The organism is Micromonospora sp. CPCC 205558 (assembly GCF_036902955.1).
GTDB lineage: Bacteria > Actinomycetota > Actinomycetes > Mycobacteriales > Micromonosporaceae > Micromonospora.
The window spans coordinates 102,139-126,725 of sequence record NZ_JBAKHR010000026.1 but is presented as its reverse complement, the minus strand read 5'-3'; the positions used below and the strand labels follow the sequence as shown (position 1 = coordinate 126,725).

The following is a 24,587-nucleotide window of genomic DNA, read 5'->3' as shown; positions in this document are numbered from 1 at the left end:
CGCCGCCCCGGCGCCGCCGCCCCGCCGCCGCCCCGCCGCCGCCCCGCCGCCGCCGTCGCCGCCGCCCCCCGACGCGCTTTTGGGCAATCTTGGACAGTTTCCGTTAGCCGCTAACGGAAACTGTCCAAGATTGCCTCGCGAGTGGGTGTGCGACCGCGTGACCGAGCGTCTTCGCTATGGTCGCCGGGTCGGCGCCGCGACGTCGGCGGCGGGCAGGTTGGTGGCGTCGCTGCACGTGGCGCGGGAGGGAGCGGGCGTGTCCGACGCGGAGTTGACCGTCGAGGTGACCGGGCCGGTCGCCACCGTTGTTATCAGTAACCCTGCCCGGCGCAACGCGATGACCGCGGCCATGTGGCGGCAGCTCCCCGAACTGCTCGACCGGCTGGAGCCCGACCCCGACGTACGGGCGTTGGTGCTCACCGGCGCCGGCGACGCCTTCTGCGCGGGCGCCGACCTCGGTGACCTGGCCGAACTGTTGGACGCCGGTGACGCCAGCATCGCGGTGGCCGCCGAGGAACGGTTGGCCCGATTCGCCAAGCCGACCGTCGCGGCCATCCGGGGCGCCTGCGTGGGGGGTGGGGCTCAGCTCGCGGTCGCCTGCGACCTGCGGATCGCCGCGGACGACGCCCGTTTCGGCGTACCGCCGGCCCGGCTCGGGCTGGTCTATCCGGCGCCGACGACGCGCCGGCTGGCCCGGCTGGTCGGCCCGTCCGCCGCCAAGCACCTGCTGTTCACCGCCGAGCTGATCGACGCCGAGCGGGCCCTGCGGATCGGTCTGGTCGACGAGGTGCTGCCGGCCGACCGGCTCGCCGCACGGGTGGACGAACTGACCGCCACGATCGCCCAACGGTCGCCGCTGAGCATCGTCGCCGCGAAGGAGATCATCGACGATCGGGCCGAGCCCGCGCGGATCGCCTGGTGGCACCGGAAGGTGGCGACGACCGGTGAGGCCCGTGAAGGGGTCGCGGCGATCAGCGAACGCCGACAGCCCCGCTTCGCCTGGCAGCCACCGAGCGGCGACTGACCCAGGCGTTCTGCGCGATCCTCCGGACCGACCGCGCGGCGTCGCACCCATTGCAATATCTCGATCCCGGGTACCCAGTTCTCCGGTCGGTACGGCAGGCTGTCGGTCGTGCAGCGTGATCAGTTGCTTGCGGGCCGCTACCGGCTCCTGGAGCGCCTCGGCAGTGGCGGCATGTCGGCGGTGCACCGGGCGTACGACGAGGTGCTCGAACGGGACGTGGCGGTGAAGGTGCTGGTCGCCTCGGACGCCAACGCCCGACAGCGGATCCGGGGCGAGGCCAAGGCTGCGGCCCGGCTGTCGCATCCACATGTCACAAGCGTCTACGACTACGGCGAGTCGGCGCTGGAGGCTGCCGAGGTCCCGTTCGTGGTGATGGAGTTGCTCGGCGGTCACACCCTCGAACACCGGTTGGTGGTCGGGCCGTTACCGCCACGCGCCGGGTTGCGGGTGTGCGCGGAGGTGGCCTCGGCGCTCGCCGCCGCGCATGAGCAGGGGTTGGTGCACCGCGACATCAAGCCGGGCAATGTGATGCTCACACCGACCGGCGCGAAGGTGCTCGACTTCGGCATCGCGGCAGCCGCCGGTGCGCCGGAGATCGACTTTGAGGGGCGGCTGCTGGGCACCCCGGCGTACCTGGCGCCGGAGCGGTTGCAGGCCGGCGAGGTGCTGCCGGCCAGCGACGTGTACGCCCTCGGCCTGCTGCTGCACCGGGTGCTCACCGGCCGACTGCCCTGGCCCCCCAAGGCGCAGACCGGGATGCTCCGCGCGCAAACGCACGTCGAGCCGGACCCGCTGCCCCCGATCCACGGCGTACCGCCCGAGGTGCACCGGCTCTACCGCTGGTGCCTGGCCGGCGACCCTGCCGACCGGCCGTCGGCCGCCGACGCGGCCCGCATCCTGCTCGCCGCCGCCAGCGGCGCCGCACCCGCGGTCGCTGCCGTCGCCGAGCCGATTGGCAAAGGACCGACCGGCACTGGGCCGACCGGCGAAGGACTGACCGGCAAAGGACCGACCGGCAAAGGACCGACCGGCAAAGGACCTGCCGTCGCCGAGCCGACCGGCAAAGGACCGACCGGCACCGAGCCGACCGGCAAAGGACTGACCGGCACCGAGCCGACCGGCACCGAGCCGACCGGCACTGGGCCGACCGGCAAAGGACTGACCGGCAAAGGACCGACCGGCTCTGAGCCGACCGGCAAAGGGCCCGCCGGCAACGGGCTGACCGGCACCGGACAAACCGGCGAAGGGCAGACCGGCTCCGGGCCGGCCAGCGATTCGCCGACGCCGGTGAGGCGCAGGCTGTGGCGTCGGGGGCGAGCCATTCTGACGGTCTGCGGTGCCGTGATCGCGGCGGTGGCGGTGGCCGGGCCGCTCGGTGACTTCAGCAATCGTCGAGACGTGCAGAGCGCTGCGCCGCCCGGCAGCGACCCGGGCACCACCACGGTGGGGATGCCCAGCGCCGAGGAGTCGGCCGACCCGGTCGACACCAAACCGTCCGCCGTACCGCCGGACAGCACCGCGCCCGCGTCCCGGACCCGCCCCCCGACCGTTCCGGGCGGCACAGTGGCCCCGGGGCCGACCACCATCACTGGAGGCCCGACCCCGACCGGAGCCGCGCCGACTCCCACCCCTGGTGTCGGCGTACCCGTGAAAGCGCGCGGTGGGACGGTCACCGTTCGGTGCGTGGGGAAGTCGGTCGAGGTGCTCGCGGTGGTGCTTGCGCCCGATTTCTGGGCCGAGGCGTACGACCCGGGCCCGGCGAAGCAGATCGTGGTCGAGTTGACCTCTGCGGAGCACCGCAGCGAGGTGCGGGTGCAGTGCCCCGGTGGCCGCCTGAAGTCGAAGGTCAAGGAACGCGCCGCCTGATGAGGGGGCCGGCGGGTGCCGCGCCCGGGAGTTACCCGGACGCGGCCCCCCGTTCCCGCCGGCCGGTCCGTCACCGCCCGGCCAGCGCACCCCAGCCCGGGTTCACCGGCTCACGGCGCAGCGGCATGCCGGCCTCCGCTGGCGTCCGGTCCCCCTTGCGCTGGTTGCAGGCGTAACAGGCGGCGGTGGTGTTCCGCCAGGTGTTCCGGCCGCCGCGTGAGCGGGGCAGGATGTGGTCGATTGTGGAGGCTGGGCCACCGCAGTACGCGCAGCACCGGGCGTCGCGGCGGAGCACACCGGCACGCGACCAGGCCGGCCCGGAGTTGAACCTCCACCGGGTGACCACGAAGCGGACCAGCCGCACCACCCGGGGCATCGGGAAGACCCCGATCACCCGGTCCGGCTCGGCCTCGTGGATCTCAGCCACCCGACGGCAGAGCATTCGTACGGCGTGTTGAACGGTGACCCGGTGCAGCGGGCCGAGGTCGGCGTTGATGACGAGGACGGCGTCCACCGGGATCTCCCTCCGTGGTGACGACGAACAAGGCGACGAACAAGGCGACGACGAACAAGGCGACGACGGACAGCAAGAAGCCGCCCGGTCCGCTGGTCGGACGGGGCGGCTCAGCGCGTACGGGTACGCGTCAGTCGGGCCGGCCCGCCCGGGGACCTTCCGCTCGGTAACCGTCACCGGGCAGCGTCGACGGCACGGTGGTGACGTGCGACATCGTCATGAGCTGCTCCCGCGGTGGTGGTTGACCTTGCGCGCTCACGGTAGGTCGACGCGGGAGACGCGGGCAACGTATTTCGATCGGCCGGCGTCTTCGGGACGCCGTTGGCGGCGGGTGCGGGGAGCCGCTTTCACCGCGGCCCGGGCGGCGGTCAGCGGCCGGTTCAGCCGCAGGGCCATCCGGGTGGTGAGTTCGCTGTCCAGCAGCGGCCGGTTGACCTCACCGGCGACGGCCAGCGCCGGCCCGGAGACCGACCGCCAGATCGCGGCCAGCCCGGCGCCGAGACCCACCAGGGCAACGGTGGCCCGGGTGGTCGGTGAGCCGGCGGCTGCGGCGGCACTCACCCCGACGACCGCGAAGAGCACCAACAGCAGGGGTACGAGCACCGGCCAGAAGATGCCCCGGGCGGCCTGCGCCACCAGCCGCCTATCCCGGATGATCAGATTCCTGGCGATCACCGCGTAGTCCTCCTCGTCGAGCAGGTCGCGCGGGTGCAGGCCGCCGGTGAGCACGTCGCGCCAGAGATCACCCTGCCCGCGTAGCGCCCGGCTCAGGGCGGCGGGCGTCGGCTCGGTCGGGTCCCCGTGGCCGGCGCGGTCGACCGCGCTCGCCCAGGCGGCCAGCGACCGGCGCACCACTGCGGCCGAGTACGGCGGAAGCACGCTGGCCAACTCGTCCAGCCACCGGCTGATCTGGATCTGCCGGCCACCGAACTGCCGCAGCAACTGCGCGACGTCACCGGCTCGGACGGTGTCGGCAACCGATCGGCCCAGCCGGTAGGCCAGCCCGACCCGGTGGTTGGTGGCCATCGCCCAGCGCAGCACCTCCACGTTGAGGTCGTCGAGGGCGAGCAGCAGCGGCACCGGGTCGGCGGGGTCCGGCTGGCCCAGGTCGGGGAGCAGGGTTCGGGCGGCCGACGTGTCGGGCATCGGCCCGGTGTGCCGGGTGAGGTCGGCGATCTGGGCCAGGGCGACGTCCACCCCGTCGAGGTACATCCGCATCCGTCGGTGGGCGGACATCTCGGTGAGGTTGGAGAGTTTGGCCGGCGGCACGGCGGGGCGGGCCTCGACGAAGGCGCGGGGTTCCGCGTGCTGCCCGTGGTGGTAGGCGTCGGCCATCCACCAGCCCAGCCGGAGCGCGGTGACGATGCAGGCGCGCTCGTCGCGGATCAGCGGGTACGCGTCGTCGCGGCTGATCTCGTCGATCGACGAGCCGTTCTCCGCGCCGGCGCGGTGCAGTGGTGACATCTCCCGCTGCCCTCCCGCCCGGCCGATCGACGGTTGATCATTCGAGCGTACGGCAGCGTACGGTGGCTTATGTCAGGTTTTGTCGATTTGCCCCTGCGCGACCGGCCAGCAGCCCGCGCGGACGGATCGAGCGCACCGGCTCGGCCGCGCCACCCTCGGCGCGCAGGATGTGGTTCGCGGCGATGATCCCGGTCGCCGCCGAGCGTTCCATCAATGCGCTGGGGAAGTCCGTGGCGATGCCGTCGCCGGCCAGGTAGACGCCGTGCGCGTCGGTGCGTACCCCCGGTCGCCAGGCGTGGCTGCCCGGCGTGAACGCCGGCGCCTGCGCCTCCACCCGGGCCCGCAACTCGCGGACCCGCAGGTCGCCGGCCTCCGGCCAGAGCGCGACCAGCTCGCGTCGCATCCGCTCGGCCAGCTCCTCGGCCGGCACCCCGGGCTCGCAGGCGTACGCGTGCAGCTCGATGACCGACCCGCCGGTCTGCCGCGCCCAGCGCCGCGGCTCGTTCTCCAGCCGGTGGTAGAGCGTCACCGAGTCCAGAGTGGGCTGGCGGGACACGCCGCTGAACACCGCCCGCTCGGCGGCCACGTCGCCGTCACACCAGTAGCGCGCCACCGCGTACGGCGGGCCGGGGGTGCCGAAGGAAGGCATCCGCGCTGCCAGTTCGGGTGCCTGCTCGGCCAGGTCCGGTGAGGCCGCGACCAGCGCGGCGAGCGCCGGCGGGTCGACCGCGAGCACGACGTGACCCGCCGGATGGCTGCCGCCGTCGGTGGTCGTCACCCGCCAACCCTCGGCCTCGCGGTGCACCCCGGTGGCGGCGCAGTTGGTGCGGACCCGGCCGCCGTGTTTCTCCACGTGCCGGGTCAACGGCTCCCAGATCGCGGTGGCGTAGTCCTCGTCGGGGCAGTCGAAGGCCAACCCTTCCGGGTTGCCCAGCAGGTAGAAGTGGAACTGGGCGACCATTTCGGCGGCCGACATCTCCGCCTCGTGGTTGAAGAACGAGTGCGAGAAGACCTCGAACAGCATCGCCCGCGCCCGGTCCGGCAGCCGCAGCGACGCCAGCAACTCGTCCGCTGTGGTGTCGTCCAGGTCGGCGTAGGTGCGCACCGGGTCGTAGCTGAGCAGCGGCAACGCGGCGTCCCGGTCCATCAGTCGCAGGTCGGCCAGGCGCAGGCTGGGGCTGCGCAGCAGCAGCGCGAGCAGGTTCGCTGGCGGGGCGGGCGGTAACTTGCCGAACTCCTCGGTCGGCCACTGCTCGCTGAGAATCGGGTAACCCGGAATGGCCTTGAGGAAGCCCAGGTCACTGTCGACCCGGCGGAGGATGGACCGCCAGTTGTAGTACTGCCGGAAGAACGCGTGGAAGCCGTGCTCGTTCTGCTGGCTGCCGTCGGCGAGCGCCTCCGGCCAGGCGCCCAGTCGACCGCCGAGCGTGGCTGCCGCCTCCAGCACCGTGACCGCCACACCCCGTTCGGCCAGCACCACCGCCGCCGACATGCCGGCGATGCCGCCACCCACCACCAGCGCCGTGGTCGGTCGCGGCACCCGGTCGGCGCCACCGCCGCCCGGGTCCACCTGGTGCTGCCGTACGCCGATCAGCCGACCTACCACTTGCGACAGCGCCATCGGCCCAGTCTGCCGCACCGGGGCTCAGTCGGCTGGTAAGCAACGGCGGGGGCGGTCGGAGGCGGGCCAGACGTACTCCAGGTCCTCCGGCACGTCGCCGCCGAACAACGGGCGGTAGTGCGCCGGGTCCTTGCGCAGCAGCGACGAGCGGTGACTCAGGTGCAGGTCGTCGTGGCCCAGCCAGGGTGGCAACTCGCCGGCTCGGGCCAACTCGTCCTGGGTCCGTACGACGCCGGCCCCGCAGGCGGCGGCGAGGTCGACGGTCAGCGTGCCGGCACAGGTGTCGGCCCGCCCCGGTTCGGTCCAGACCGCGCACATGTCCAGCCCGTAGCGGACGAGCGCCTCCTCGTATCCGGCCCACATCTTCACGGCCGGGTGGTTGCGCCAGCCGTACCCGGGTCGGGTCAACCCGCGCAGCACCTGGATGGCCTCCACCCGCTGCTTGCCCAGCCGCTTCTGGTCCAGCGTGCGGGCGCTGGCCAGAAAGTCGGGGTACGGGAGGAAGGTCTGCATGTCGCTGCTCTACCCGCCATCACGGCGGACATACCTGGTCCCGGGATGATCCGGACGGGGTCGCCCACCTTGGCCGTGCTGATTACGATCCGGGCATGGCGGAGCCGTGGCGGGACCGGGCGCGACGGGCGGTCGAGTGGAACTGGCGGCTACGGTCCGTCGGTGATCCGCGCCCGCACTACGTGGTCTGCGGAAAGGACGCGCTCGCCTACTACGTGGCCCGGGCGATGCTCGAATCCGAGCTGCCGGTGGGTGGGGCCCGGGTGACCGTGGTGGTGCCGGAGCGTTACCGCAGCAACGGCCCGGACGTGGCCGGGTTGCGCGGGGTGCGGGTGATCCGCTCGGACCGGCTGGACGTGGCCACCTTCGAGGCCGCCGGCCTGGCCGGCGCGACCGGGCTGGCCCTGCTGCACCAGGACGACGTGGGCAACCTGCACGCCGCGCTCTGCGCCCAGGCCGTCGACCAGCAGGTCCGCCAGGTGCTGCGGATGTTCAACGGCACCCTCGCCGACGGCGTACGGAAGCTGCTCAAAGCCCCGGTCGAGGTGCTCTCCGACGCCGAGATGGCCGCGCCGGCCTTCGTGGCCGCCGCACTCAACGAGGTCGACCCCAGTTCCTTCCAACATCGGGACAAGACGCTGCGGGTGGCGCGGCGGGCCGACGTCCGACCGCAGGACGTGGTGTGCGCGCTGGCGAACTTCAGCGAGGCGCAGGGGGTGAAGCTGCTGCCGGCCGAGCAGGCCGGCGCCGACCTGGTGCTCGCCGAGGCGACCGGCCAGCCACCGGGCACCGAGGTGGCCGCCCGTCGGCTGGTCCGCGCCCGTCGGCGGCGTCGCCCGGTCGCGGTGGTGATGGGAGCGGTCCGCGGCTTCGCCACCCGCAAGATCGGCATCGCGGTGATGGTGGTGCTCGCGCTGATCGCCGTGCTGGGGGCGCTGATCTCCCGTGCCGAGGACGTGTCACCGCTGGAGGCGCTGTACCTGACGCTGGTCACCACGCTCAGCGGCGCCGACCCGGACACCACCAAGGCACCGGACGCGCAGATCATGCAGGTGGTGCTCAACCTGGCCGGGTTGACGCTGATCCCGCTGATCACCGCCGTCGTGGTGGACGGCATCGTCAACGCCCGGCTGGCCCTGCACACCGGCCGGTTGCAACCCGCGCGGGTCGGGCACGTGGTGGTGATCGGCCTGGGCAACGTCGGCACGCGGGTGATGGCCCAACTGCGCGAGTACGACGTCGAGGTGGTGGCGATCGACAAGGCGCAAGAGCCGCGGGGCGCCGCCCTGGCCCGGCAACTGGAGGTGCCGCTGATCGTCGGCGACGCCGCCCTGCCGGAGACGCTGGTCGCCGCCTCGGTTGCCGACTGCCAGGCGCTGGTGGTGGCGTCCACCGACGACGTGGCCAACCTGGAGGCTGCCCTGGCCGCTCGCGACCTCCGTGCCGACCTGCGCGTGGTGCTCCGGCTCTTCGACGGTGACTTCGCCGAACGGGTGGAGGAGACCTTCGCGCTCGGGGTGTCCCGGTCGGTGTCCTACCTGGCCGCCCCGTCCTTCATCGGGGCGCTCACCGAACGCGCCGTGATCAGCACCATCCCGGTCGACCGGCACGCGCTGCCGGTGGCCGAGGTGCCGGTCGCCCCCGGCTCGGAGTTGGACGGCCGACCGCTGCACATGGTCAACCGGGACGGGCAGGTCCGGTTGATCGCCCGCACCCCGGCGGGTGGCGCCAAGACGATCTGGTGGAAGGAACTCGACCACCGGGAAGTGATCTTCGCCGGTGACCGGTTGACCGTGGTCGCCCGGCGGCGCGGGTTGGACTGGCTGACGGGGCAGTGCGCCCCGCCGGCCCGGCCGAGCCCGGTTTCCCGGCCGGCTGGGACCGTCCACGACGGGCTGCACACCCCAGCGGCGGCGTCCCCCTCGGTGCCGGGCCAGACGGGCTCGGGGGCCGGCGCGGCACATCCCGCTCCGCTCAGCGGGGAGGTGCCCTCGACGAGCAACGGCGGCCCGGTTCACGACGTCGAGCTGACCCGTCGGCAGGGCCGGACCGGCGAGGTGAGCTGACAGCACCCGTATGGCCGGTGCTCGTACGCGTATGCCCGGGCCGGCGACTATTCAGGTGCTCGGCTCCCACCGACCCCATGCGCCTGTTGCTGCTGATGAAGGACCTTCGCCGCGCGCTCAGCGGCTGACCCTTGGGATCAGCAGGCCGTCGGATCCGGTCCGCAGGATCCGACCCGCAGTGGGCGACAATCCATGGCATGCGTTTCCGCATCCTGGGGCCGACCCAGGTCGTGCTGGCCGACGGGCGAGAGGTCCCCGTCGGCGGGCCGCGGCTGCGTGCCCTGCTGACGCTCCTCCTACTAGACGCGGGCCGGGTGGTCTCCGCTGAGCGGCTGATCGACGGCCTGTACGGCGAGCAACCGCCTCGGGGCGCGGCCAACGCCCTCCAGTCGCAGGTGTCGCGGCTGCGTCAGGCCCTGCCCGGCGAGCACGACCCGGTCGAACTCCACCCGGCCGGCTACCGCCTGGCTGTGGATTCCGACGACGTCGACGCGTACCGATTTGAGCGGCTCGCCGAGGCCGGGCGCCGCGCTCTTGGCGGCGGCGACTGGCCCCGCGCGGCGGCGGTGTTGCGCGAGGCGCTGGAGCTGTGGCGTGGCCCTGCGCTGGCCGATGCCACCGGTGTGTCCGCTCAGGCGGCCCGGCTGGAGGAACTGCGGTTGGCCGCCATCGAGGATCGGGCCGAGGCGGATCTGGCGTTGGGCGCACACGCCGCGCTGGTCGCGGAGCTACGGGAGTTGGTCGTCGCGCATCCGCTGCGGGAGCGGCTACGCGGCCAGCTCATGCGCGCCCTGGCGGCGCTGGGCCGGCCGGCCGAGGCGCTGGCCGAGTTCGAGGATGCCCGGCACACGTTGGCCGATCAGCTTGGCGTCGACCCGTCGGCGGAGTTGGCCGCGGTCCACCTGGCGCTGCTGCGTGGCGCGGAACGCGGGTCGGCCGAACCGGCGCTGCCGAGCCAGCTCACCACGTTCGTCGGCCGGGAGGAGGAACTCACGCGCGTCGGCGAGCTGCTCGGCGAACGCCGGCTCGTCACCCTCACCGGCCCCGGAGGTGCGGGTAAGACGCGCCTGGCGATCGAGGCGGCGGGCCGAGTCGACGGGGAGGTCCGCTTCGTCGAGCTGGCCGGGCTGGCCGACGGCACCGACACACCGCAGGCGGTGCTGAGCGCGCTCGGCCTGCGCGACGCGGGCCTGCGCGCCCCCGCCGAGCCGGGCCGGCAACCCACCGATCGGCTGGTCGAGGCGCTCGCCGAGCGCCGACTGCTGCTGGTGCTCGACAACTGCGAACACGTCCTCGTCGACGCGGCCCGGCTTGCGGCCCGGTTGCTGAGCGCCTGCCCGGCGTTGCGCGTGCTGGCCACGAGTCGGGAGCCGCTCGGGCTGGCCGGCGAGGTGCTGTGCCCGCTGTCCGGGCTCACCCTGCCACCGCTCGGCGCGTCCGCGCGGGACGCCGACGACTACGCGGCGGTCAGCCTCTTCGTCCAACGGGCCGTCGACGTCGCGCCCGACTTCAGCATCACGCCGGCCAACGTCGAGCTGGTGCTGCGGATCTGCCGCAGCCTCGACGGGCTGCCGTTGGCGATCGAGTTGGCCGCCGCCCGACTGCGGGCGCTCTCCGTCGTCGAGGTGGCCGCCCGTCTCGACGACCGGTTCCGGCTGCTGTCGACGGGCAACCGGGCCGTGTCGCCGCGACACCGCACGCTGCGGGCCGTTGTCGAGTGGAGTTGGGACCTGCTCGACGACGCCGAACGGCGAGTGGCCCGACGGCTGACCGTCTTCGCCGGTGGGGCCACGCTGGAGGCCGCCGAGCAGGTCTGCGGAATGCCCACCGCCGAGTTCGTCGACGCACTCACCGGCCTGGTCGACAAGTCCTTCGTGGAGATGACCGGCGGCCGATACCGGATGTTGGAAACCGTGCGGGCCTTCTGCGCCGAGCGTCTCGCCGAGGCCGGCGAGGCCGACCAACTCCGCGGCGCGCACACCGCGTACTTCCTCGGGTTCGCCTGGACCGCCAGCGAACACCTCCGGTGCGCGGAGCAGCTGCACTGGCTGCGACTGCTCGACGCGGAACGGGACAACCTGCACGCGGCGTTGCGTCGGGCCACGGCCGCCGGTGACGCGTCCGACGCGGCCGGGATGGTCGCGGCCCTGTCGTTCTACTGGTGGCTGCGCGGCATGCGCGGGGAGGGGGCGCGGCTCGCCGCCGACGTCCTCGAACTGCTCGGCACCGAAGCACCGCCGGGGCTGAGCGAGGAGTTCGCCCTCTGCGTCTACAACGCCTCACTCGCCGGCTCCGGCCAGCTGCCGTCCCTCGGCACACAGCGGTCCGTGATCCGCAGCCTGGACCGGCCACCTCGACAGCCGTTCCTGCTGTACCTGTCGGGGATCTCGACCGGACCGCCGTCCGGCGGCCCGACGGACGTCGACGAGCTGATGGTTGAGCTGCGCCGACTCGTCGGCCCGGACGCGTGGATCGACGCGCTCGGCGCGATGGGCATCGGCTCGGCACTGATGTGGCGCGGCGAGTGGGACCGGGCCGGGACCATGCTCGCCACCGCGCTCGACGGCTTCCGCAGCACCGGCGACCGGTGGGGCAGCATGATCACACTTGGTGCGCTCGGCGAACTGACCGCCTGGCAGGGCGACCCGCAGACGGCGGGCGCCCACATGGACCAGGCCATGGAACTGGTCGAGGCGCTCGGGTCGGCCGTCGACCAGGCCGACATGCTGCGTACCCGGGGCGAGATAAGGCTGCGCGCCGGTGACCTCGCGGCGGCGCACGACGACTTCGCCGGCGCGCTGCTCCTCGCGCAGCGCAGCGGCGCGCCCGAGTTCGTGGCCAGCGCCCGGCTCGGCCTCGCCCAGGTGGCCCGGGTACGCGGGGACCTGGCCGCCGCGAGACGGCTCTGCGAGGAGGCGTTGACCAGCGGACTCACCGGCTGGTACGTCGGCGAGGCCGCCCGCGCGGAGATCGTTCTCACCCTGAAGGAGATCACCGAGGCGGAGAAGGCCGGTGCGCCGCCGTCAGCGGACGGTGCGTGATCCGTCAGCGCCGGACCGCACCGTGGGGGAATGACAACATTCGAGGTGGTCGCCGAGGGGTTGGGCAAGCGGTACGGCCCGACCCGCGCGCTCGACACGTTCGACCTGACAGTGCCGGCCGGCACGGTCCACGGCCTGCTGGGTCCGAACGGCGCGGGCAAGACGACAGCCGTACGGATCCTCACCACGCTGCTGCGCTTCGACACGGGAAGGGCCAGCGTGGCCGGGTACGACGTGCTGCGCCGGCCGGACGAGGTGCGCGCCCGGATCGCGCTGACCGGGCAGTACGCCGCGGTCGACGAGATCCTCAGCGGCCGGCAGAACCTGGAACTGTTCGGCCGGCTGTTCCGGCTCGGCCGACGGGAGGCCCGTCGACGCGCCGGCGAACTGCTGGAACGCTTCGGGCTGGACGACGCGGCGAGCCGGTCCGCCGGTGAGTATTCGGGTGGGATGCGTCGGCGACTGGACCTCGCCGCCAGCCTGATCCGTACGCCGCGCGTCCTCTTCCTCGATGAGCCGACGACGGGCCTGGACCCGCGCAGTCGCAACCAGGTGTGGGATCTGGTCCGTGGTCTCGTCGCGGACGGGACCACGGTGCTGCTCACCACGCAGTACCTGGAGGAGGCCGATCAGCTCGCCGACCGGATCTCGGTGATCGACGCCGGTCGGGTGGTGGCCGAGGGCTCGCCAGACCAACTGAAGGCGCTGACCGGCGGCGACCGGATCGAGGTGGTGGTCCGCGACGCGGCCGAGTTGGGCCACGCTGCCCGGCTCGTCGCGGCGGTCTGCGGCGCCGAGCCCGAACTCGACCGGGGAGTCCGACGGCTCAGCGCACCGGTGGTCGATCGCGTCGCCGGCCTGGTCGACGTGGTACGCGCGCTCGACGACGCCGGCATCGCGGTCGAGGACATCGGCCTGCGGCGGGCCACCTTGGACGAGGCGTTTCTGCACCTGACCGGGCACCGGCCCGACGACACCCGCGAGCCCGTCGGGGCCGGACGAAAGGCGGAGGTGGCATGACCACGGCGATCACCGACGGCTGGACGATGACCAGGCGGAACATGACCCACGTGGTCCGCGCGCCGGAGGAGCTGATCCTCTACTTCTCGCTGCCGATCATGTTCGTCCTGGTCTTCGGGTACGTGTTCGGCAGCGGCATGCAGGTGTCCGGTGGTGGCAGCTACCGCGAGTTCCTGCTGCCCGGGGTCTTCGTGATGACCATGCTGTACGGGCTCGGCGCCACCGCGACCGGCGTGGCCCTGGACCTCAGCCGGGGCGTGGTCGACCGGTTCCGGTCGATGCCGATGGCACGGTCCGCCCTGATGACCGGTCGCAGCGCCGCCGACCTGCTGCGCGCCCTGCTGGAGATGTCCACCCTGTTGGTCTGTGGGCTGCTCGTCGGGTGGCAGTGGCGGCAGGGTGTCGGCAAGGCGTTGCTCGCCGTCGGGCTCCTCCTGCTGCTGCGAATCGCCATCACCTGGGTCGGGATCTACCTGGCGTTGCTGGTCCGCAACCCGGAGACGGTCGGTGTGATCGTCTTTCCGGCGGCGTTCCCGTTCACCGCGATCTCCAACGTCTTCGTGTCGCCCGAGCTGATGCCGTCGGTCATCGGGACGATCTCGGAGTGGAATCCGTTGTCGGCCACCGTCGCGGCGATCCGCGAACTGTTCGGCAACCCGGGGCTGGGCGGCGACTCCTGGCCGGCGGAGCACGCGATGCTGCTGGCGGTGCTGTGGCCGGTGCTGCTGATCGCGACGTTCGCTCCGCTGGCCGTGCGCCGCTACCAGCGGTTGAGTCGCTGACGCCGGCCGCCCGCCGGGCTCAACGGTGGGCGGCCCGCAGCGCGTACGCGGCGGCGCCGACGGCGAGCACACCGAAGCCGGCGAGAACGCTGCCCAGCGGCAGGTTGACCGCCAGCAGTAGACAACCGAAGAGACCGAGGCCAGCGAGCACCCGGACCGGCAACCGCCGGTCCGGGTCCCGGCCCAGGGTGAGCGCCGCCGCGTTGGTGATCGCGTAGTAGACGAGCACTGTGCAGCTGGAGAACCCGATCGCCTGCCGTACGTCGCCGAGCAGCACCAGCAGGATCACCACGGCGGCGACCGCCAACTCGGCCCGGTGCGGCACCTGGTGCACCTGGTGCACGGCGGCCAGCGGGGCGGGCAGGTCACGGCGGCGGGCCATGGCGAGGGTGGTCCGACCGACCCCGGCGACCAGGGACAGCAGCACCCCGACGACCGCGACCGTGGCACCGGCGCGGACCACCCACGCCAGGCCGGGCAGACCGGCGGTGGTCACCACGTCGACCAGGGGCGCGGCGGAATCGGCCAGCCGGTCGGCGCCGAGCACGCCGAGCGTGACCACGGCCAGCACCAGGTAGATCACGAGCACCACCCCGAGCGCCAGCGGCAGCGCGCGCGGAATGGTCCGCTGCGGGTCGCGGACCTCCTCGCCGAGCGTGGCGATCCGGGCGTACCCGGCGAAGGCGAAGAACAGCAACCCGGCTGCGGTGAGCACACCCCGCGCCGAGCCGCCGGGCTCGCCGAGCCGGCTCAGGTGCACCGGCCCGCCCAGCAGGCCGACGATCGTGACGAGGGCCAGCACCGCGAGCACCAGCGCGACCAGCGCCCTGGTCACGGCTGCGGTCTTGCCGATGCCGCGCAGGTTCACCGCGGTCACCGCGAGCACCGCGGCGGCGGCGACCAGCCGGGCCTGGCCCGGCCACAGGTACGCCCCGATGGTCAACGCCATCGCCGCGCAGCTCGCCGTCTTGCCGACCACGAAGCCCCAGCCGGCCAGGAACCCGGCGAACGGCCCGAGACGCTCCCGCCCGTAGACGTAGGTGCCGCCGGACTCCGGGTAACGGGCCGCGAGCCGCGCCGAGCTGGTCGCGTTGCAGAAGGCGACGAAACCCGCCAGCACCAGCGCGGGCAGCAGGCCGGCGCCGCCGGCCGCCGCCACGGCCGGGCCGAAGACCACGAAGATGCCCGCGCCGAGCATCGAGCCCAACCCGATGACAACCGCATCGGGTACGCCCAGCCGCCGCGCCAGTCGATCCACGACCAAACCCTAGGGGTACGAGGTGAACGGCCGGTCCCATGCGCGTAGCCGGCCGGGGAGCGGCAGATCGTCCCACGGCACCCGGTGCAGCAGCCGGTCCAGGAGAAGGCCCAGCAGCAGCCCGGCCACCGAGTCGGTCAGCCAGTGCCAGCCCAGGTAGGTGGTGGTGGTGAGGACGACCAGCGGTGGCACGATGCGGATCACGGTGACCAGCCGATCCGGTAGGCGCCGGCTGAAGCTGCGGGCCAGTGGGGCGAGCAGCAGTGCGATGACCCCGTACCAGACGATGGCGTTGGCGACGTGCCCCGACGGGTAGGACTGGGCGAACCGGACCGGCAGGTCGTCGTGGAACAGCGGCAGGGTCTGCTCGGGCGGCAGGAAGGGCTCCTTGACGCTGGCGCTCGGTGCCGCCCGTGCGGTCCAGACCTTGAGCGGACCGATCGTCAGGTAGGTCAGCACGAAGCCGACCACCGGCGGCAGGATCGGCCGCACCGACCGCAGCCGGACGGCCAGCAGCACGCCCAACCCGGCGGCGATCAAGGTCAGTGGGGTGCCCTGGCCGAGCAGGTTGAACACCCGGGCCACCCAGTAGGCGACCGTCGGTCGGTGCCCGTCGGCCCAGTCGGCGACCGCCCGGTCCAATCCGAAGAGCTGATCGGCGGCGAGTGCCACCGTCAACCCGACCAGACCGACGAGCAGGAGCGCGTCGAACCACCAGCCGGCCGGGCGGACGGGCCGTAGCCGCAGGTCACGTCGTACCGCTGTGGGTTTGAGCACGCGACCACGCTACCGGCCCGGCGCCAGGCCGGGGTGTGCGGCGCTGTGGGCCCAACCACGATCAGGAGCGGATACCGGGGGCGACCAGTCATGCTTGTGCCCGTGCGGATCACGTCTGCCCTCGTGGACCCGGCGCTGCTCGACCTGCCCTGGTCGACACCGCTGGAGGAGTGGCCTGCCCAACACCTGGTCGCGCTGCCGCAGGGCATCTCCCGGCACATCGTCCGGTTCGTCCGGTTGGGCGACTACGTGTACGCGTTCAAGGAGACCCGCGAGCGGATCGCCGAGCGGGAGTACGACCTGCTCCGGTCCCTGGAGCGGATCGACTTTCCCTCGGTCGAGGCGGTGGCGGTCGTCGCCGACCGGCAGACCGAGGACGGGGAGCCGCTCGAATCGGTGCTGATCACGCGGCACCTGCAGTTCTCGCTGCCGTACCGGGCGCTCTTCTCGCACACCCTTCGGCCGGAGACGATGAGCCGGCTGCTCGACGCGCTCGCCGCCCTGATCGTGCGGATGCACCTGACCGGTTTCTTCTGGGGTGACTGCTCGCTGTCGAACACGCTGTTCCGGCGGGACGCGGGCGCCTTCGCCGCCTACCTGGTGGACGCGGAGACGGGCGCACTGCACAACTCGCTCTCCAACGGTCAGCGCGGCGAGGACCTGGAGATCGCCCGCGTGAACATCTTCGGTGAGGCGTTGGACCTGCAGGCCGCCGGCCTGCTGCACGAGTCCATCGACCCGGAGGTGGTCTGCGAGGAGGTCGTGCAGCGCTACGAGCGGCTCTGGCACGAGATCACCTACGAGCAGGCGATCGAGCGGGAGGCCCGGCACGACATCGAGGGTCGGATCCGCCGCCTCAACGAGCTGGGCTTCGACGTCGCCGAGGTAGCTATGTCGTCAATCGACGGTGGGCGTTTCCTGGTCCGGCCGAAGGTCGTCGACGCCGGCTACCACACCCGGCGGCTGCTGCGGCTGACCGGGTTGGACGCCGAGGAGAACCAGGCGCGCAAGCTGCTCAACGACCTGGATGCCTACCGGGCGGAGAGCGACCTGATCGACGAGCAGCAGGCCGCTCACCGCTGGCTCACCGAGGTCTTCGAGCCGGTGGTCAGGGCTGTCCCCGCGCACCTGCGCCGCAAGCTGGAGCCGCAGGAGCTGTTCGCCCAGATCATCGAGCACAAGTGGCTGCTCTCCGAGCGGGCCGGCCGGGACGTCGGGATGCGCCACGCGGTGCAGTCGTACCTGTCCGACGTGCTGGTGCACCGCCCCGACGAGCAGGCCGTTCTCGGCGTGGAAGTCGACAGCCTGAACTGAGACCCAGCCTGGCCGCCCGAGGCTGCGGCGGCGGTCCGGGGCTGTCATGGTCCGGGGCTTGGCGGTTCGGCTGGGCCTGGCGGTTCGGCTTGCTCACAACGATGCCTCGTCGGCTCGGGCGTGACGACCGGACTATCTCACCGCTGCCTTTGGAGCTGATGTCGTAAACGATTCAGCCCCGTCGGTTCGGCCAGGCAGCGAGGCCTGAGCACCCTGACGATGAGACTGATGTCGTAAACGATTCAGCTCCAAAGGCTCTCCAGGTGCCATGTCGAGCTGGCCCGCATGTGGAGCAGGAGCAGGCTGCGCGCGAAAGCCCCGGCGTCACTCCACCCAGGAGCCCCCGCGCAGCACCCGCACCACGTTCAGGTCGTCGTCGAGCACCACCAGGTCGGCGCGGAGGCCCACCTGGAGGGCCCCGACCCGGTCGCCCAGGCCGATGGCCCGCGCCGGGGTGGTGGCCACCATCCGGGCGGCGTCGGCGATCGGGATTCCGGCGTTCACGGCGTGCCGCAGCGCGGCGTCCATGGTCAGCGTGCTGCCGGCGATCGCGCCGTCGCGGGCGAGCCGGGCCACCCCGTCGGCGACGGTGACGGCCTGGCCGCCCAGCTCGTACTCGCCGTCCGGCATTCCGGCGGCGGCCATCGCATCGGTGATCAGCGCGGCGCGGTCCGGGCCGGCGGTCGCCGTGACGAAGGTCAGCATGCCGTCGTGCAGGTGCACCCCGTCGGCGACCAGTTCGCAGATCACGGTGGGCGCGTCGAGCAGCGCCACCACCGGCCCCGGCTCGCGGTGGTGCACCGGCCGCATCCCATTGAACAGATGGGTGCCGACACTGGCGCCGGCGGCGACCGCGGCGCGGGTCTGCTCGTACGTGGCGTCGGTGTGGCCCACCGCAGCCACCACCCGCTGCGCGGTGAGCAGCTTGATCGCCTCCAGTGCGCCGTCGCGCTCCGGGGCGAGGGTGACCATCCGGATCGCGCCCCGGCCCAACTCGATCAGCTCGGTCAGCTCGTCGGTCGACGGGTCGCGCAGGTACTCGGGGTTCTGCGCGCCGCAGCGGGCGGCCGACAGGTACGGCCCTTCGAAGTGGACCCCCGCCAACACGCCTTCTTCGACCAACGGGGCGAACGCCTCGGTGGCCGTACGCATCAGCGGAAAAGGTGCGCTGACCAGGCTGGCCAGCAGGGTGGTGGTGCCATGGGTCAGGTGGAAGCCGGCCGCCGCGCGGGCCTCGCCGGCGTCCCCGGTGGTGAAGGTGTGGCCGCCACCGCCGTGGGTGTGCATGTCGACGAAGCCGGGCAGGATCCAGTGCCCGTCGCGCACCGACGGATACTCGGCCACCGCTGTGATCCGATCGCCGTCCCACTCGACACAGCCCTGTCGGATGACTCCGGTCGGGGTCACCACTCGGCCGTTCACCCGTACGGTCATCGCTTCTCCTGATGGTCACGGACACCTACGGCGTCCAGGGCGAGCAGGGCGGCACCGAGGCAACCGGCCTCGTCGCCGAGGGCTGCCGCGACCAGTTGCGGCTCCCGGTGGAAGGTCATTCGTTCGTGCAGCGCCGCCCGCAGCGGGGTCAGCAGCCCATCCCCGGCCTGGGCCAGGCCGCCTCCGAGCACGATCGTCGCCACGTCGAACAGCGCCTGCCCGCTGGCCAGCCCGTCGGCGAGCGCAGTGATCGCCTCCTGCCAGACCTGGCCGGCGAGCGGTTCGCCGGCTGCGGCCCGCTCGGCCACCTCCGCCGCGGTCACCGTCACCGGAGCGTCGGTGGTCTCGCCGGCGAGTTCGGCGTAGCGGCGGCCGATCGCGGCGGCCGACGCGACCGCCTCCAGGCAGCCGGGGCGGCCGCAGCCGCAGCGCGGACCGTCGGGCCGGACCAGGATGTGGCCGATCTCCCCGGCCGCGCCGTTGGCCCCGACGGCGGCCATGCCGTCGACGACGTGCGCAGCGGCGATGCCGGTGCCGATCGCCACGAACAGCACGTGCCCGGTGCCGCGTCCGGCGCCGAGCCGGGCCTCGGCGAGGCCACCGACCCGCACGTCGTGGCCGAGCGCCGTCGGCAGGCCGAGCCGCGCCACCGTCAGGTCCCGCAGGGGTACGTCCCGGAAGCCCACGTTCGCCGACCAGACCGCGACGCCGCGCGCCTCGTCCACCACCCCGGGCACGGCGATGCCGACTGCGATCGGGGTGAGCCCGTCGGCGCGGGCCTTGTCGGCCAGCCCGCCGGCCACGTCCAGGATGGTGCCGACCACGGCGGCTGGGCCGCGTGCGGCGTCGGTGGGGTGCCGCTCGGTGCGTACCACGACGCCGTCCGGTCGGACCAGGGCGCACTTCATGCCGGTGCCCCCGACGTCCAGCGCAACGACCACGCGGTCGCGCACGCCGCCGTCGCTCACGGTGCCAGCTCGGTTCGCGACTGCGGGGCTCGCAAACCCGGCTCACTCCTCGCGCTCACGGTGCCAGCTCGGTTCGCGACTGCGGGGCTCGCAAACCCGGCTCACTCCTCGCGCTCACGGTGCCAGCTCGGTTCGCGACTGCGGGGCTCGCAAACCCGGCTCACTCCTCGCGCTCACGCCAGCACCACGGACCGGGTCAGGTGTCGGGGCGCGTCCGGGTCGAGGCCCCGGCTGGTCGCCAGCGCGACCGCGAAGCGTTGGGCCAGGATCAGGTCGGCCATCGGGTCGACCGGCGTACGCCCGGCTGACCAGCTGCCCAGCACCGTGCGCCAACCGTGTGTGCGGCTGTGCACGAACGCCGCGCCGGTGGCGGCGACGTCCTCGGGCAGCCCGTCGGGGAGCTCACCGAACGCCCAGACCAGCCGGCCCGGCGCGGCGACCGAGATGGGCCCGTGCCGGTAGTCCATCGCCGGGTACGCCTCGGCCCAGAAGGTGGCCGCCTCGCGGCACTTCAGCGCCGCTTCCTGGGCCAGCCCGACCGTCCACCCCCGACCGAGGAAGGTGACCTGCTCGATGGTGGCCGGGTCGATCGGCAGCGGGGACCGCACCGCCACCTCGGCGTCGGCGGCGAGCGCGGTCACCGGGTCGCCGAGCTGGGCCCGGAGCAGGGCCAGCGCGGTGGTCGCGAAGCGGGTCTGCACCACCGACCGCTCGTCGGCGAAGGGCATGGTCACGGTGGCGGTGGCCAGCTCGACCGCCGGGGACGCCGGGTCGCCGACGATGACGGTGGTGGGTGTGCGCCCGCGCAGCGCGGCGAGCAGGTCCAGCACCTCGGTGGTGGTGCCGGAACGGGTGATCGCTATCAGGCGGTCGTAGCGGCGGCCGGCGGGGAACTCGGACGCCTGGAACGCGTCGGTCTCACCCTGGCCGGCCTGCTCGCGGCGGGCCGCGTACGCCATCGCCATGAACCACGACGTGCCGCAACCGACGACGGCGACCCGCTCGCCGGGGCGTGGCAGGTCACCGCGTACGACCTCGGCCAGCCGGGCCGCCTCCCGCCAGCAGTCGGGTTGGCTCGCGATTTCCGCGTCCACGTACGCCATGGGAACTCCTCGCAGGGCCGATCGGTGCTCAATACGGCTCGTTAGACCCGCATTTCGCGCGTTATTCTGCGCGAGCGCGGGTGACCATGGCAACCGACCAGTCGATCGCGCAGGTCAGTCTTTTGCGCCAGCCTAGTTTCGCGCACTAGTGTGCACGCAATCAATCACCGTCCGTGCAGTTGCTGGGAGGGCCCCCGCGATGGACCGGTACGCCAGATGGAACGCCCTGCTCGAAATGTTGACCGACAACGGCCGGGTCAGCGTCGAGGCGGCGGCCGAGCGGCTGGACGTCTCGCAGGCCACCATCCGGCGTGACTTCGACCAGCTCGCGCAGCAGCAGATGATCACGAGAACCCGGGGCGGCGCGGTCGCCAACGGCGTGTCGTACGACCTGCCCCTGCGCTACAAGACGGCCAAGCACTCGGCCGAGAAGCAGCGGATCGGGGCGGCTGCCGCAGCGCTCGTCACGCCGGGCACCGTGGTCGGCCTCAACGGCGGCACCACCAGCACCGAGGTGGCGAGGGCGCTCGCCGTCCGACCGGATCTGAACACCAGCGCCGAGGGTGCCCAGCTCACCGTGGTGACCAACGCGCTGAACATCGCCAACGAGCTGCTGGTCCGGTCCCGGATGAAGGTGGTGGTGGCCGGCGGGGTGGTGCGTCCGAAGTCGTTCGAGCTGGTCGGTCCGCTGGGCGGGGCGCTGCTGCGCGAGGTCACCCTGGACGTCGCCCTGCTCGGTGTGGACGCGATCGACCCGCAGCTCGGCGCAGCCGCCCACCATGAGGGGGAGGCGGCGATGAACAACCTGATGGTGGCCCGCGCCAAGCGCGTGGTGATCATCGCGGACTCGTCCAAGCTGGGCGGTCACGCCTTCGCCCGGATCTGCCCGGTCGAGCGGGTGGAGACGCTGGTGACCGACTCCGGTGCCGCGCCGGAGGTGGTGGACGCGTTCCGCGCTGCCGGCGTCCAGGTCGTCTGCGCCTGAGCGGTCACGCTCCGTCAATGAATTAGCCCGATCGGCGCGTCGATGCATACCGCGTATTGCGCGGCCCTACATACCGCGTATGGTGTCGGCTGTCACGCCCACCCATCGGGGGAGGTGCAGCTTGCCAGCTGTCCTGGAGATCGAAGGTCTACGTAAGACGTACAAAAGTCGTCGACGCGGCACCCGCAACGCGCTCGACGGCTTCGACATGCGGGTCGACGCGGGGCAGGTGCACGGCTTCCTGGGCCCCAACGGGTCCGGCAAGACCACCACGCTGCGTACCCTGCTCGGCCTGATCCGACCCGACGGCGGCCGGATGGCGCTGCTCGGGCACGAGGTCCCCGACGCGCTGCCCACGGTCGCCGGTCAGGTCGGCGCGATCGTGGAGAGCCCGCAGTTCTTCCCGCACTTCACGGCACGGGACACGCTGTCCCTGCTGGCCGGTGCCGGCGAGGTGCCCGCGACCCGGGTCGACGAGGTGTTGGAACTCGTCGGGCTGCGCGACCGGGCCGGCGAGCGGGTCAAGACGTACTCGCTGGGTATGAAGCAGCGGCTCGCCGTGGCCTCGGCCCTGCTGAAGAACCCGAAGCTGCTCATCCTCGACGAGCCGGCCAACGGCCTCGACCCGGGCGGCATCCGGGAGATGCGCACCCTGATGCGTACCCTCGCCGAATCCGGAATGACAGTGGTGCTGTCCAGCCACATCCTCGGCGAGATCCAGCTGATCTGCGACTCGGTCACGATCATCTCGCTGGGCCGGCGGGTCGCGTTCGGCCCGGTCGACGAGGTGCTCGCGCAGCACTCGTCCGGTGCGGTCCGGATCCGGCTGGAGGCGGTCAGCGACCTGCAGGTGGCCACCGAGGTGCTCACCCAGGCGGGGATCCGGGTCACCGGTCACCCGGACCACCTCATGCTGGCCGGTGTCGACAAGCCGGCGTCGGTGACCCGGCTGCTCGCCGAGAAGAACCTCTACGTCAGTGAGCTGGCGCCGATCGCCGTCGATCTGGAGAGCGTCTTCCTCGAACTGACCGCCACCGTGCCGGTCCCCGGCCAGCACCGGCAGGTCGACGAGTCCATGAAGGTCGGCGGCACGGGTCAGCCCGGGCCCGCCGGGGGAGGGTGGGGCGCGTGAGCCTCTTTCGTACGGAGCTGCGCCGGCTCAGCAAGCGGCGCTTCACCCGCTACATGACACTGCTCGGCCTGCTGGTGCTGGCCGCCGTGGTGGTCGGGGTGTTCTTCACCAACCAGAAGATCGACGCCGGCCAGCTCGCCAAGGCCGAGCGTCAGGCCGACCAGCAGTACCAGGAGCAGGTGCGCTGGAGCGAGCAGGAGCGCGCCGCGTGTGAGCAGGCCAAGACGGCCGGCACGGCGACCGACGGCCGCTACCCGGACGACTGCTCGATGATCACGCCCCCGCCCCGGGAGCAGATCGAGGCGAGTTGGTTCCTGCCCTCGACGTTCGACTTCAGAAAGACGTTCGACGAGACTCTGATCCCGTTCGCGGCGATCCTCGCCCTGGTGGGGTTCGTCATCGGCGCGTCCTTCGTCGGCGCCGAGTGGAGCACGGGCGGCATGATGAACCTGCTGCTCTGGCGGCCGAAGCGGCTCACCGTGCTGCTCACCAAGCTGGCCGCGCTGCTCACCGGCATCCTGGCGGTGACGCTTCCTGCCGCAGTGCTGTGGTTCGCCGGGTTCTGGGCGGTCGCCACGTTCCGGGGCAGCACCGAGAAGATGACCTCTGGCGTCTGGCAGTCATTCGTGCTGACCGGGCTGCGCGGCGTGGCGCTGGTGTTGGTGTTCACCACCATCGGCTTCGCCCTCGCCTCGCTGGGTCGACACACCGCGATGGCCCTCGGTGGCGTGGTGGCGGTGATGGTGGTCGGGCAGTTCGGCCTGGGCATCCTGCTGGACATGGCGGGCGTGCGGTTCGCCGAGGCCTGGCTGTTGCCCACGTACGCGCTGGCCTGGATGACGAAGACGGTCACCTTGCAGGACTGGAACGCCTGCAACGCGACCTACTACGGGGAGTGCAAGCCGGCCACGATGGACATCACCTGGCAGCAGTCGTCCGTCCTGCTCTCGGTCGGGGTGGTGGTGATCCTCGGGGCGGCGCTCTGGGCGATGCGTCGCCGCGACATCTCCTGACCTGACCGAAGTGACGCGGCGCGGCCGGCCCGGCCGTCGGGGTTCCCGGCGGTGCGGGCCGGCCGCGCCGCTTGCTGCGTCCCTGGTCGCAGCTGACTAGGCTGAGCGACATGTCCGCCGACACCACCCCGGCCGCCCCCGAGCCGTCCATCGACGCTCGTCCGGGTGAGGCCGCAGGTGCTGCCGGGCCGACCGTTCCGAATCCCCGACCGGCGCCGCCCATCGAGACCGCCGACGTGCCCCCCGCGGGCGAGCCGGCGCAGCCCGCCGAGCCCGCGCCGGGGCTGACCGAGCGGGAGCGGGCCATCCTCGCCTTCGAGCAGCAGTGGTGGCGGCACGCCGGCGCGAAGGAGCAGGCCGTCCGCGACACCTTCGAAATCTCGTCGACCCGGTACTACCAGCTGCTCAACGGTCTGTTGGACAATCCGGCCGCCCTCGCCGCCGACCCCGTGCTGATCAGCCGACTCCGCCGGTTGCGCTCCTCACGAGCCCGCAACCGCCGTCGCTGACCCCGCGCGAGGCCCGTCCGTTCCCGCCCCAGCCCCGGCGCCCAGCCCCAGCCCCAGCCCCGGCGATCTTGCACTTTCTGTCGTCGATTCGCGTTCTTTGAGCATTTTGCCGGGACAGCAAGTGCAAGATCGCGGAGGTGGTCAGCCGGGCGGCACTGCGGCCGCATGCCGGCTGGCCCGGCG

At 72.5% G+C, this 24,587-nt stretch carries 20 protein-coding genes; 11 read left to right on the top strand and 9 right to left on the bottom strand.

All coding sequences use genetic code 11. From position 1 onward, the window contains the following. The first annotated feature begins 256 nt into the window (after positions 1 to 256). On the top strand, positions 257 to 1,024 hold the full coding sequence (locus V6U86_RS25755; protein ID WP_334507415.1) for an enoyl-CoA hydratase/isomerase family protein: 768 nt from the start codon (positions 257 to 259) through the stop codon (positions 1,022 to 1,024). A gap of 108 nt (positions 1,025 to 1,132) precedes the next feature. Then, positions 1,133 to 2,890 carry a protein kinase domain-containing protein gene (locus tag V6U86_RS25750; RefSeq protein WP_334507395.1) on the top strand — a complete coding sequence of 586 codons (1,758 nt, stop codon included), beginning with the start codon at positions 1,133 to 1,135 and terminating at the stop codon, positions 2,888 to 2,890. A gap of 70 nt (positions 2,891 to 2,960) precedes the next feature. Here the strand turns inward: V6U86_RS25750 and V6U86_RS25745 are convergent, their stop codons facing one another. The 4 genes from V6U86_RS25745 to V6U86_RS25730 form a co-directional block, all read right to left on the bottom strand. Next, positions 2,961 to 3,404 carry an HNH endonuclease gene (locus tag V6U86_RS25745; protein ID WP_334507393.1) on the bottom strand — a complete coding sequence of 148 codons (444 nt, stop codon included), beginning with the start codon at positions 3,402 to 3,404 and terminating at the stop codon, positions 2,961 to 2,963. A gap of 255 nt (positions 3,405 to 3,659) precedes the next feature. Beyond that, complete coding sequence (locus tag V6U86_RS25740) at positions 3,660 to 4,868, bottom strand: hypothetical protein (protein ID WP_334507391.1); 1,209 nt, start codon at positions 4,866 to 4,868, stop codon at positions 3,660 to 3,662. A 67-nt stretch (positions 4,869 to 4,935) separates the two neighbouring features. Further along, positions 4,936 to 6,489, bottom strand: a complete 1,554-nt coding sequence (locus tag V6U86_RS25735; protein WP_334507390.1) for an FAD-dependent oxidoreductase — start codon at positions 6,487 to 6,489, stop codon at positions 4,936 to 4,938. A gap of 24 nt (positions 6,490 to 6,513) precedes the next feature. After that, entirely contained in the window at positions 6,514 to 7,002 is a 489-nt protein-coding gene (locus V6U86_RS25730) for an MSMEG_6728 family protein (RefSeq protein WP_334507388.1), read from the bottom strand. Positions 7,003 to 7,097: 95 nt separating this feature from the next. Between V6U86_RS25730 and V6U86_RS25725 the strand changes: the two genes are divergently transcribed. The 4 genes from V6U86_RS25725 (at position 7,098) to V6U86_RS25710 (ending at position 13,911) form a co-directional block, all read left to right on the top strand. Then, the gene (locus tag V6U86_RS25725; protein WP_334507385.1) at positions 7,098 to 9,068 is read left to right on the top strand and encodes a potassium channel family protein; all 1,971 of its coding nucleotides are present in this window, start codon (positions 7,098 to 7,100) and stop codon (positions 9,066 to 9,068) included. Positions 9,069 to 9,265: 197 nt separating this feature from the next. Further along, on the top strand, positions 9,266 to 12,109 hold the full coding sequence (locus V6U86_RS25720) for a BTAD domain-containing putative transcriptional regulator (protein WP_334507383.1): 2,844 nt from the start codon (positions 9,266 to 9,268) through the stop codon (positions 12,107 to 12,109). Between the two features lie 30 nt (positions 12,110 to 12,139). Continuing rightward, a complete protein-coding gene (locus V6U86_RS25715) occupies positions 12,140 to 13,129 on the top strand; it encodes an ATP-binding cassette domain-containing protein (RefSeq protein WP_334507381.1) in 990 nt (329 codons plus the stop codon). Next, positions 13,126 to 13,911, top strand: coding sequence for an ABC transporter permease (locus tag V6U86_RS25710; protein WP_334507380.1), 786 nt, complete (start codon positions 13,126 to 13,128; stop codon positions 13,909 to 13,911). The genes V6U86_RS25715 and V6U86_RS25710 overlap by 4 nt, the downstream gene beginning before the upstream one ends. A 19-nt stretch (positions 13,912 to 13,930) precedes the next feature. Here V6U86_RS25710 and V6U86_RS25705 read toward each other — a convergent pair whose 3' ends face one another. Together V6U86_RS25705 and V6U86_RS25700 are read right to left on the bottom strand one after the other, a co-directional pair. Further along, entirely contained in the window at positions 13,931 to 15,169 is a 1,239-nt protein-coding gene (locus V6U86_RS25705; protein ID WP_334507378.1) for an APC family permease, read from the bottom strand. Between the two features lie 9 nt (positions 15,170 to 15,178). Next, the gene (locus V6U86_RS25700) at positions 15,179 to 15,916 is read right to left on the bottom strand and encodes a phosphatase PAP2 family protein (RefSeq protein WP_334507413.1); all 738 of its coding nucleotides are present in this window, start codon (positions 15,914 to 15,916) and stop codon (positions 15,179 to 15,181) included. A 132-nt stretch (positions 15,917 to 16,048) separates the two neighbouring features. Between V6U86_RS25700 and V6U86_RS25695 the strand changes: the two genes are divergently transcribed. After that, positions 16,049 to 17,260 (top strand): DUF4032 domain-containing protein, encoded by a 1,212-nt coding sequence (locus V6U86_RS25695; protein WP_334507376.1) that lies wholly within the window; start codon positions 16,049 to 16,051, stop codon positions 17,258 to 17,260. A gap of 324 nt (positions 17,261 to 17,584) precedes the next feature. On the opposite strand, the gene nagA is transcribed toward V6U86_RS25695, so the two are convergent. The 3 genes from nagA to V6U86_RS25680 all read right to left on the bottom strand — a co-directional run bounded on the left by nagA (position 17,585) and on the right by V6U86_RS25680 (position 20,765). Next, positions 17,585 to 18,694 (bottom strand): N-acetylglucosamine-6-phosphate deacetylase, encoded by a 1,110-nt coding sequence (nagA, locus tag V6U86_RS25690; protein WP_334507374.1) that lies wholly within the window; start codon positions 18,692 to 18,694, stop codon positions 17,585 to 17,587. Beyond that, entirely contained in the window at positions 18,691 to 19,662 is a 972-nt protein-coding gene (locus tag V6U86_RS25685; protein WP_334507372.1) for an ROK family protein, read from the bottom strand. Before V6U86_RS25685 ends, nagA begins: the two co-directional genes overlap by 4 nt. Positions 19,663 to 19,835: 173 nt before the next feature. Continuing rightward, positions 19,836 to 20,765: an SIS domain-containing protein gene (locus tag V6U86_RS25680; protein WP_334507370.1), complete on the bottom strand. Its 930-nt coding sequence runs from the start codon at positions 20,763 to 20,765 to the stop codon at positions 19,836 to 19,838. Between the two features lie 199 nt (positions 20,766 to 20,964). Here V6U86_RS25680 and V6U86_RS25675 point away from each other — a divergent pair, with 199 nt between their 5' ends. The 4 genes from V6U86_RS25675 (at position 20,965) to V6U86_RS25660 (ending at position 24,404) form a co-directional block, all read left to right on the top strand. Further along, the gene (locus V6U86_RS25675) at positions 20,965 to 21,750 is read left to right on the top strand and encodes a DeoR/GlpR family DNA-binding transcription regulator (RefSeq protein ID WP_053654382.1); all 786 of its coding nucleotides are present in this window, start codon (positions 20,965 to 20,967) and stop codon (positions 21,748 to 21,750) included. A gap of 121 nt (positions 21,751 to 21,871) precedes the next feature. Continuing rightward, positions 21,872 to 22,882 carry an ABC transporter ATP-binding protein gene (locus V6U86_RS25670; RefSeq protein WP_334507366.1) on the top strand — a complete coding sequence of 337 codons (1,011 nt, stop codon included), beginning with the start codon at positions 21,872 to 21,874 and terminating at the stop codon, positions 22,880 to 22,882. After that, a complete protein-coding gene (locus V6U86_RS25665; protein WP_334507364.1) occupies positions 22,879 to 23,895 on the top strand; it encodes an ABC transporter permease subunit in 1,017 nt (338 codons plus the stop codon). The genes V6U86_RS25670 and V6U86_RS25665 overlap by 4 nt, the downstream gene beginning before the upstream one ends. Before the next feature lie 110 nt (positions 23,896 to 24,005). Beyond that, entirely contained in the window at positions 24,006 to 24,404 is a 399-nt protein-coding gene (locus V6U86_RS25660; protein WP_334507362.1) for a DUF3263 domain-containing protein, read from the top strand. The last annotated feature ends 183 nt before the right edge of the window (positions 24,405 to 24,587 follow it).